General features: G+C 66.2%; 7 protein-coding genes and 1 pseudogene. 5 read left to right on the top strand and 3 right to left on the bottom strand.

The genetic code is table 11. The features are described 5' to 3' along the window. The 4 genes and pseudogenes from CFP66_RS48245 to CFP66_RS37330 all read left to right on the top strand — a co-directional run. A pseudogene (locus CFP66_RS48245) lies at nt 1-951 on the top strand (hypothetical protein); the annotation flags it as partial. Then, nucleotides 948-2762 (top strand): type IV secretory system conjugative DNA transfer family protein, encoded by a 1815-nt coding sequence (locus CFP66_RS37340; protein WP_094930067.1) that lies wholly within the window; start codon nt 948-950, stop codon nt 2760-2762. The pseudogene CFP66_RS48245 and the gene CFP66_RS37340, both read left to right, overlap by 4 nt. Next, nucleotides 2759-3262: a DUF4913 domain-containing protein gene (locus CFP66_RS48240; RefSeq protein WP_158228359.1), complete on the top strand. Its 504-nt coding sequence runs from the start codon at nt 2759-2761 to the stop codon at nt 3260-3262. Before CFP66_RS37340 ends, CFP66_RS48240 begins: the two co-directional genes overlap by 4 nt. Then, nucleotides 3259-4395 (top strand): lytic transglycosylase domain-containing protein, encoded by a 1137-nt coding sequence (locus tag CFP66_RS37330; protein WP_094930066.1) that lies wholly within the window; start codon nt 3259-3261, stop codon nt 4393-4395. Before CFP66_RS48240 ends, CFP66_RS37330 begins: the two co-directional genes overlap by 4 nt. 15 nt (nt 4396-4410) lie before the next feature. Here the strand turns inward: CFP66_RS37330 and CFP66_RS48235 are convergent, their stop codons facing one another. Continuing rightward, nucleotides 4411-4569: a hypothetical protein gene (locus tag CFP66_RS48235; protein ID WP_158228358.1), complete on the bottom strand. Its 159-nt coding sequence runs from the start codon at nt 4567-4569 to the stop codon at nt 4411-4413. Between the two features lie 444 nt (nt 4570-5013). Between CFP66_RS48235 and CFP66_RS37325 the strand changes: the two genes are divergently transcribed. Continuing rightward, entirely contained in the window at nt 5014-5208 is a 195-nt protein-coding gene (locus CFP66_RS37325) for a helix-turn-helix domain-containing protein (RefSeq protein WP_094930065.1), read from the top strand. A gap of 632 nt (nt 5209-5840) precedes the next feature. Here the strand turns inward: CFP66_RS37325 and CFP66_RS37320 are convergent. Both CFP66_RS37320 and CFP66_RS47515 read right to left on the bottom strand, forming a co-directional pair. Then, on the bottom strand, nt 5841-6320 hold the full coding sequence (locus tag CFP66_RS37320) for an XRE family transcriptional regulator (protein WP_143517494.1): 480 nt from the start codon (nt 6318-6320) through the stop codon (nt 5841-5843). Nucleotides 6321-6432: 112 nt separating this feature from the next. Next, entirely contained in the window at nt 6433-8817 is a 2385-nt protein-coding gene (locus CFP66_RS47515; protein WP_143517493.1) for a P-loop NTPase fold protein, read from the bottom strand. Nucleotides 8818-9650: the final 833 nt, after the last annotated feature.

Here is a 9650-nt window from a genome sequence, read left to right as displayed (position 1 = left end):
GGCGCGATCGGCACCGAGCGGACCCGGCTGGCAGAGACCATCCGCGCACGGCGGCTGTCCCTGGTCGAGGCGCTGATCACCATCGTGCGCCGCGCCGACGTCACCACGACCGAGCGCCGCCTGCTCGGTGCCGCGCTCGACCTCGCCGCCCACGCCGACGACGACCCGCTCGTGCCCGAAGTCCTCCGCGTCCTCACCGAAGGCCCGGATGCGATGCGACGGATCGCGGCCTGCCGCGGCGCATCCGACTACGCCCGGACCACTCGGGACCTGGCTAACACGCTCGGGCTGCTGTGCGAAGGCGCGATCCGCGGGCTGTTCGACCGCCCGTCCACCGTGCGTGCCGATCCCTCCGCGCCTGCGCTGTCGCTGGACATCAGCGCGCTCGACGACGATGAGGACGACGTCGTAGCCGCCGCGATGCTCTGCTCCTGGGCCTGGGCAGCCGGCGTGGTCGACGCGGCGGGCACCGGTGCGACGCCGCACAACGTCGTGCAGGTGCAGGACGAGCTGTGGCGGGCCCTGCGCGCCGCCCCTGGTCTCGTCGAACGCTCCGACCGCATCACCCGCCTGGGCCGGCACCGCGGCGTCGTCTCGTTCCAGATCACCCACTCCCTCGACGACCTCGAAGCCCTGCCCACCGAGGCCGACCGCGCCAAGGCGCGGGGGCTCGCCTCCCGCAACGCGATCCTGCTCCTGGGTGGCCTCGCCGAATCCGAACTCGACGGCCTCGCACGCATCACCTCGCTGACCGAAGGCGAACGCGCCTTGATCACCTCGTGGGCGGCACCCCCGACCTGGCACACCGGCCGAGCCCACCCGGGCCGCGGCAAATACCTCATCAAGTCCGGTCAACGGATCGGGCTCCCCGTGGCCCTCACCCTCACACCGACCGAATCCGCCCTCTACGACACCGACCGGGCCTTCCGACGCCGGAAGCAGCACCCGTGACCACGCCGGCGCGGGCGGTAGCGCGTGACGCCGCCGCGCCGCTGCTGCTCCTCGGCGCGCTCGGCGCCGTCGGGCTGGTATCGGTCAACATCTGGGCCGCCGCCGGGGCCGCTGCTCTGATCAGCACCGGCAGCTGGGCCGCCCCACCGCTCGGGCTTCAGCTCCCGTTCTCCCTCGCCTCCGGCGCGCTACCGCCCACCGCGACCGGGCCGGTCTTCTGGACGGTGCTGGCCACCGCCTTCGGCGTGGAAGCCGGCCTGGCGACGCTGGTAACGGTGCTGGTGCGGCGGGCCGTACGACACGCTCCGCTGCTGCGACCGCGTCAGCTGGGTGATCTGACCGGGTCCGAGGCCGAGCGGAAGGCCCGCCAACTCCGCCCGGCGCTGCAGGGTTCAGAGCCAGTACCGGCCCGCGACCTCGGCATCCGGATGCTGAGGGTTGGCGGGCGCGAGGTGAGCATGTCCTGGGAGGACGTCGCACTGATCATCATGGGTCCGCGGGCGAACAAGACCAGCGCGATCGCCGTGCCTGCGGTCCTGTCAGCGCCCGGGCTCGCGATCGCTACGTCCAACAAGGCCGACCTGTGGGCGCTCACCGCCGGGATGCGCGGCCAGCTCGGTCCGGTGTGGACGTTCGACCCGCAGGAGATCGCCTACCGCCGCCAGACCTGGTGGTGGGATCTTCTGCGCGCGATCCGCGAGGCACCCGATGCCGCACGGATCGAGGCCGCGGCCCGACTCGCCGGGCACTTCATGCAGACCATCGGCGGTGCCCGCCGCGACCCGTTTTTCCACGCAGCCGGTGAACAGGTCCTCACCGGCACCTTCCTCGCCGCAGCCCTGTCCGGCGGAACCCTGCGCGACGCGATGTCCTGGCTGCAGATCGGCCGCCGGGACGCCATCGCCGCCCTCGACCGCGCCGGCGCCGGACACGAAGCCGCCGACCTCGAGGCCAGCCTCTCCGGCGCAGAGGTCACGACGAAAGGCATCTTCCAAACCGCACGGACCGCGACCAAAGCGCTGACCTCGGAACGCATCCTGCGCTGGATCACGCCACCTGAGACCTGGCGCGAGCCCGGCGACCCCGAGATCACCGAACTCGAGCCGTGGCAGATCCTCGCCACCGCCGAACACACGCCGACAACCCTGCACCTGCTGTCCAAGGAAGGCGCCGGCACGGCCGCGCCCGTCGTCGCCGCCCTGGTCGACCGCATGCTCGAGGTTGCTGAGCTCGTCGCCCAGGCCCGCGGCGGACGCGTCGACCCACCCGTGGTCGCGGTCCTCGACGAAGCGGCCAACATCTGCCCGATCCGCCAACTCCCCCAGCTCTACAGCCACTTCGGATCCCGCGGACTGCAGGTGATGACCATGCTGCAGAGCTACCAACAGGGCGTCGGCGTGTGGGGCGCACAAGGCATGGACGCCCTGTGGTCGGCCGCCACGATCAAGCTCGTCGGCGCCGGAGTCGACGACCACACGTTCCTCCAGAAGCTGTCCGGCCTCATCGGCGAACACGACGTCGAGAAACAGTCGATCAGCGTCAACCGCAGCGGCGGCCCATCCCACCAGTACTCCACCACCCGGCAACCGATCCTGCCCGCGTCCGAGCTGCGCGCGCTGCCGAAGACCCAGGCCGTCCTGCTCGCCACCGGGCGTCCAGCTGGTCTCGGCGAACTCCTGCCCTGGTACCGCGAGCAGGACGCCACCGACATCAACGCCTACGCCGCCACCGCCCTGCGCGAGCTCCGCACCGCGGCCAGCGCAGCCCTCGGCCCAGACCGCTACGTCAGCTCGTGGAAGGAGACGACGTGACCAACGACGTCGCACGGACACTGGCCGAACTCCTTGCCCGCGTCGACGCCCTCGAAGCCTGGCGCGCGCACCAGTCCGACCTGCTCGACGACCTGATCAACGGCGACGTCGAGCTCGACATCCATCCACCAACAGATCCCGGCGACGACTCCGACGCAGTGCCCGACGCCCTGGACGAGCGCGCGCTCATCGAGTGGGTTCACCGCAGCGTGGCCGGCGTGATCGCCCGTCCACTCCGCGGCGAGCTGAAGTGGTGTCCCGTCTGGTGGGAACACCCCGAGGCGGTTCTGCGCTTCGAAGCCCTGCACCGCGCCTGGACCGAACTGGCCGCCGAGCCCGGCGTCGCGCTCTCGATCTGGATCCGCGACCACCTCGACCCCTGCCTCCGCGAGCTGCTCAGCCCCCTCGGCCCGTTCGCCGACTGCAGCCACAACGAGCGCTACCGCACCCTCAACCCGCACACCCCGTTACCGACGCTGCCCACCACCAACCCGACATGACCTCCCCCGGGCGCCTGGGAATCCTCGGGGGCGGCCTCGTCGCGTTGATGATCGCCCCGGTGCTCATCGTGGGGCTCCTCATCGGCGGGGTCGTCGTCACTCAAGCCAGCGGGACGGAGGTCAACGCCAGCGCCCTGCCAGCAGCAGCCGCGCGACTGATACCCGAGCTCGAACGTGTCCTCCACGCTCGATGCCCCGAGCTGCCGCTGCCCTTTGCCGCCGCGCACATCAACGCCGAGTCCGGTTGGAACCCACACGCCTACAACCCGCAGGGGCGAGCAGCGGGCCTCTACCAGTTCCAGGAAGCGACCTGGATCAGCGCGGGCGGCGCCTCGTGGGCCACCGCCCCGCCACCGGCCGGGGCCGACGTCTTCGACCCGTTGCGGCACCTCGAGATCGCGGTGCCATGGCTGTGCGCGAACCTGCGGCTGGTCCGCGCCCACCTCGCGGACTCCGGCAAGCCGGTCGATCCCCTCGATGCGCTCCTGGTCTGCCACATCGCCGGCTGCAGCCGCGTCACCGGCTCCGCGAGCGGAATACCGACCGCTGGAGAGGCCGGATGCGACAGGACCTGCGCCGAGACCATCACCAGCTACATCGACCGCGTCCGGACACAGGCCCAACAACTCACAGCAGCACCCGTGCCCGTCGCGCTGGACGGCCTCCCCACGCCGGCGCCGTTTACGGGCACCTCGACCAGCTGCACCGAGCCCGACCCCGGCAGCACCGGCTGCTTGACCTCCGCCACCCACCACGCGCTCGAGCAGCTCCTCCACGCCTTCGGCGCTCCTGGCGCCGGTGCTCCGATCCGGTCCTTCACCTGCTGGGACGCGCACGCGTGGAACCCGTCCAGCGACCACCCCCGAGGCCGCGCCTGCGACTTCTTCCCCAGCAAAGCCGGTGTCTTCCCCGAAGGAGCCGAGCTCGCCAACGGCTGGCGCATCGCCGGCTGGCTGCGCATGCACGCCGCTGCCCTGCAGGTCCGCTACATCATCTGGCAGGGCCGGATCTGGTCCCCCGATTCCCTCGACACCGACGGCTGGGGCCGGCCGTATACCGGGGGCGGCATCTACGACACCAACGACGCGACGGGCGGGCACTACGACCACGTACACCTGAGCGTGCGCGAATAGCGCAGGGAGAGGCCGTCAACGCTCGCGGTGTCGCCCACGACGACGGTCCAGCGGGTCGCCATGTACGCGCAGCTCGGCCCACGACCGGCGCGGGATGCGGACCGAACGGCAGAGCAGGTAACCGGCCAATGCGCCGACCGCGAACGCTGCCACGCCGACGGCGACGATGATCACGAGCACCGTCAGCGGCGGTCAATGCGAAGCCGGCGTGCCGCCTCCGCGACCGACCGCAACCCGCACGGTGACGCAACATGAGGGCTGCCGGTGCCAGGCATTCCACATCCACGGCACCGCCCGGAAGCATCAGGCTCGTGCTCCTTCAACAGCCGCATGATCACGTCGGGCATGGACGCCAGCACCGCAATCACGCCGAGATCTTCTGTACGGTCAGCCACGGGTCCGCACCTGCCTAACCTCAGGTCGGATCAAGGCCCCGGCCGGGTGTACCAGCACCCAGTCGGGGCCGCCCTCTGTCTAGGGGGTCGTGCGACAGCATAGCCTCAGAACCGGACAACTGACCAACTCGACCCTGACGACCATGTCGACCATGTCGGCGTGTATGGCTATAGTGGCTGAACGCACACGGTCTGACGTGGGCGCCGCACCTATGTTCGGAGGGTGCCGGCCCCTGCGAAGCTCCTGACCACCGCTCAGGCGGCAGAGCACCTCGGCATCGATCGGCGCACCCTCGCCACCTACGCGCGACGAGGACTGCTCACACCGACGTTGACCCTGCCGACCGGGCACCACCGGTGGGACCTCGAGGACATCCGCCGCCAGCTCCGCGAGCTGAGAGAGCGCGGCGAAAGCTAGGCGTTGCGCTCATGATCTGGGCGAGGGAGCCGACGGTTGCCGGGAACGCCGCACGCCACCAGCTGCGCGGGTGAGCTCGTGCCGCTCGACGGACTGCGGCACCTGCGACTGGTGTTCCAGGCTGCGGAGGAACTGATCCCGAGGTCGATCCCATCGCGATCCGGCTCAGCGAGTGGGGTGTCGTCCGATCCGACACGGACTGGTCTTCTACGGCCAACCCGACCATCCGAGCCGCGCCGTCACGCTGGCCTCCGACGACACCGGGGCGCCGACAACTCTTCACGTCCTGCCGGCCAACGTGCCCGACGACGTCACCGCGATCCTGCTCGTCGCGCAACTGCGGGCCAACCACGCACAGCCGCCGGTCCTCGACGCCCTCGATCTCGACAGCGGCCGTCCCATCGGCCGTCTCCAGCTCCCCACGCCGGGACCGACCGGGCTGCTTCAACTCGGCGCCATGCACCGCGTCGAGCACGGCTGGGTGCTCCAGCCGAACCCGGCAGGCTCGACCACGACCTCGCAGGGCTCGCCGCTGCCGCCGGAGTCGACGTTGCGTGATCTGCCGGTTCCCTCGCCCGATCCCGCCGCTCAAGTCCGCTTCGAGCGACGCCCGCCCACGTCGCCGTGGAGCTTCACCCCGATCGGTCGTGAGCTGCTCGTCGAAGGAAGTCGGCGAGCCGAGGGAAGTCGACTTCCAGCTTGGCCGCCGCCGCCTCGAGTTGCTCCGCGTCGGCGATCTCGCGCAGGTCACCGATCGCCTTGGAGCTCGGCCGGTTGCCTCGAGGCCATGGGTCCCGGATGCAAGCTACCTCGTCGAGGATCTCCTCGACTCGCCGAACGTGCAGGCCGCGGACGAGCGCGCGCCGCTGGTCGAGAACCATCAGACGAGCGCTCACGACCGGGTCCCCGATCTTGATGCGCTCCCCGGAGACCAGCTGACACAACATCGCAGGGCTGATCCCGAGCACGCGTGCGAGTCGCGCCTGGCTGATTCCGTAGTCCTCAGCGAGGCCGCGGACAAGACTCCGCAACGAAGCGCCATAAAGATCCTTCTGACGCTCACGAGCCATCGCCCGACGAGCCGCTGGTGTCGCGACAACACTGTCAACCATGTGCGCCATTCTGGCGGATGGCCTCATGATCCTGTGGGACAACGATCCAACTCGGCGCACCAGCCCACCCGGTGATGCATTGGAAAGCGAGCCGCTGGAAGCGCTCTGATGCTCAACCCCACAACGGATCGAGACCGTGCTCCGCGCGAGTCGCAGAAACCTGCTCCAACGCGAGCGCGGGGTGAGGCGAACGTCGCACTCCTGAAAGCGACGTCGTAATGTGAAAAAAGTCTAGCGCCTGCCCATCACAACGAGAATGCGCCGCGTCAGTTACAGTTACCCAGAACGCAAGCTGAGCGTTCGCTTCATCGAGTAGCCGCAACAATTGCTGCTTCGCCGACGAATCCACGCTGGCGTCTCGACGACACTGCTCCGCGAGCTCATAAATTTTGCGGCAATGTGCACCCAGCTCGCTGCTAGACTCCGCAGCCGACGCCGTCTCGCCAAAACAGAGAAGAGCGCGCCGCACGTATGGGTCAGCGTCGAGCTTAGCAAGCTCCGGACCGATCGCATTCAACGCGGCCAGAACTTCCTCGAAGCAGAACTTCCGACACGCTGCATCGAGGCGAAGAGCGGTCTCTCGATCATCCTCTGCCATGAGGTACAGCCTCGACGCATATCGTATTGATTCACGAGGAAGCCCTCCCGCTGCAGAGTGACACACCGCGCCGAACGAGAAAGGGATATCGATCACCCGCTCTCGCAGAAGAAGGATGGTTTGCCGCTGACCGAGGTACGGCAGGCGATACATGTCATCGAAAGCCGAGTTGAAGGCATCGCGGAACGGTATCCCACGCCGCTCGAAACTGATCATCGCTTCTGTTGAAACTGAAACCATGAAGAAGACACCAGGAATATTGAACAGGACCTTAATGGAGTCGATAAACTCCACAGCTTGAGCGGACGACGAGATTTTATCTAACTCGTCGATTCCCACTATAACTCGTCGTCCTCGACCCAACTCTGCAAGGAACTTCCGGAGCTCGCCAATAGTCTCTGGGAGGCTCCACGATAGGCGCGCCGCCGAGGCCTGTTTCTGCGCTCCGACTTCGACCGTAACAAGACCACCTCCTCCCGAGGCAATTCGTCCAGACGTGGTGGCAGTATATGTCTGTTGATATCGGATTTCTCGGAGGTAGCTTGACGCACGTGCACCGAGCAACTCAACTTCCGACCGGGAAGGAGACATCCGCTTGCGGATGAGATGAACACTTGCCATTTGGTGACGCGCAATATTTATAGCACCCCACGCAGTAAGCATGAGACTTGCCACCGCGACAAGGGGCGCAATACGAGCAGGGTCTACAAGTGGGGACAGCCACGGCACGGTCAGTGAAAGGTGCTGAGGCGCTACAGCTTTGTACCAGAACACGGAACTGAGGAGCACCGACAAGACAGCCCCCATTGCCAAAGGTTCCGAGAAGTCACGCTGCTGCGCCGTTGAAACCAGACCAGCACGGAAGATGCTCTGCTGAGCCTGCACAACGATGGAAGCGGACAACGCGAGTACTATACTCATCACCGCGCACAAATAACCAAGCATCGCCAGGTTGACGTTCGGTATCCAGCGTGAACTGAAGCTTTGCCCGTGCAAAATCACCACTGCCCCTGCAGCACCCACTGCCCCCAGCGCAACTATTGCTGCAACGATCGCTTTGACCGTACCCTTGCGAAGGATTTCGGAGCGCGAGTCTCGGTCGACTTTTACATTGGGAGCTGCCAAAGAAGACTCTGGCTCCGACTCCGCAAGGACACCTTCACAAAGCCGTGCAAAGACGGTCAGGAAGTAGTCCCGCGCATCGAATGCAACCGGAGCGTCGGCACGGACGGTGATCTGATCTGGGCTCCTGCCGGTCTCCGGGCAAAAGGACTGAAGTATTGTCGTTTTGCCACTACCCCGGGGGCCGGCAAGGCCGATGCTCGCAGAGGACGAGTTCGCCATGAGCGCGTCAACCCTCTGAACTATTGAAGGAGCAAGTAGGAAGCGGTCCAGCTGAGGCCGTGTCAGCCATTCCGTTCGCTCGAGCTTCAGTTCAATCGCCACACTTGACTCTTTTCGGGCCGCTACAGTCTCCAACAATACCGGCTTCATGTACCGCCCTACGATAGCTTGCGAGAGGTGAATTTGAGCCTCTCTGAACGCACCAATTCGGGCTCCAAGAAGCTCCTCGTATCCTCGCCGGTAAGTCAATCGAGCTACCAACTCGCGAATGCCCTGAAGTAGTACATTGTCGTCGCCCCTCACCGGCCTAATCTTATCTAGCAAGTCGCTTGCATCGCCGTATTCGCATAGCCTGTCGGCGACAGCCGCAACACAATCGCGTCGAACAAATTCAGTTGATTCAATCAGGCGGTTATAGCTGATTATTCCACGCATTTCTCGTGCTACCTCTTCGAGGCTGACCGCTCGGAGCGCATGCTCTTGCAAAAAGCTGTCCGCCATCAGGCGGCGATACTTATCCGTGAGACGGAGAATCTCTCGTTCCGCAAGCTGCATGGCGCCGTCCTACTTGATCCGTCCCTCGACCCTGGAGACCTCAGATTCTAATGTGACCGAATCGCCGACACAAGAGAGGTACTTGCAGCGATCGCCGCGGCGCCAGCTCCTGCCCAAGCAGGCGTTTGATCCGTAGCTGGAAGCCGATGCGCACATGTCCGGCGACCAGGCTCGGACCAAGACGTGCCGACTCAGACACCATAGGTACCTGCCGATATCAATAGGCGGCGACCGAGATCAACAGGACCTCGCAGCTGGGCATCGAAGCCGGGGGTCGCAAGGTTCGAAACATGCGGCCGCTCGGGCGTAGAGACCGTCCACCGCACCTCACCCGGCCTCTCCCAGGAACAACAGCATAAGTACTTCGCCCCTGGACCTCCACGACCATCCGAGACGACGAAGTCCGCGTGATCGAGCGCCATTGTCGGCACATGTCCAGACGATCACTCCATCGGCCGGTACGTATCGGCAGCACATCTGCCGAGTCCACTATACGAGCTCAGGTTGCTGTCGGGCGATATCGAGGACGTCGCGATGGCTCGACCGCGCGGTCCTGAGATACGGTCCCTGCTTCTGAACAGCTCGCACCATGCGTTCGGCCGCCGGATCACGTGCCGGCCGAGCACGTCCGACACCGCCCACTCCGGCCCTGTCGCCGGTCTTGATCACGTCGAGCAGCTCCTGGTGCTGCGTCAATCGTGGAAGCGGCTCGGGGGGTACTGAGGCACTGAACGTGCCGCATCGAGGGTTTCGGGCAACTGTAAGAACTCAAGAAGTCGAATTAAGTCGTTCATAGTGCAGTCCCGACGCCATGGGAAGCCCTGCTGCTTGAC

The organism is Pseudonocardia sp. MH-G8 (genome assembly GCF_002262885.1).
GTDB lineage: Bacteria > Actinomycetota > Actinomycetes > Mycobacteriales > Pseudonocardiaceae > Pseudonocardia.
The sequence above is the reverse complement of the archived record's forward strand: the minus strand, read 5'-3'. Positions and strand labels throughout refer to the sequence as shown.

What these genes read in the sequence shown, in the direction of transcription:
- CFP66_RS37330 (WP_094930066.1), top strand. Translation starts at nt 3,259, where the DNA reads ATGACCTCCCCCGGGCGCCTGGGAATCCTCGGGGGCGGCCTCGTCGCG.
- CFP66_RS37320 (WP_143517494.1), bottom strand. Translation starts at nt 6,320, where the DNA reads ATGGTTGACAGTGTTGTCGCGACACCAGCGGCTCGTCGGGCGATGGCT.
- CFP66_RS47515 (WP_143517493.1), bottom strand. Translation starts at nt 8,817, where the DNA reads ATGCAGCTTGCGGAACGAGAGATTCTCCGTCTCACGGATAAGTATCGC.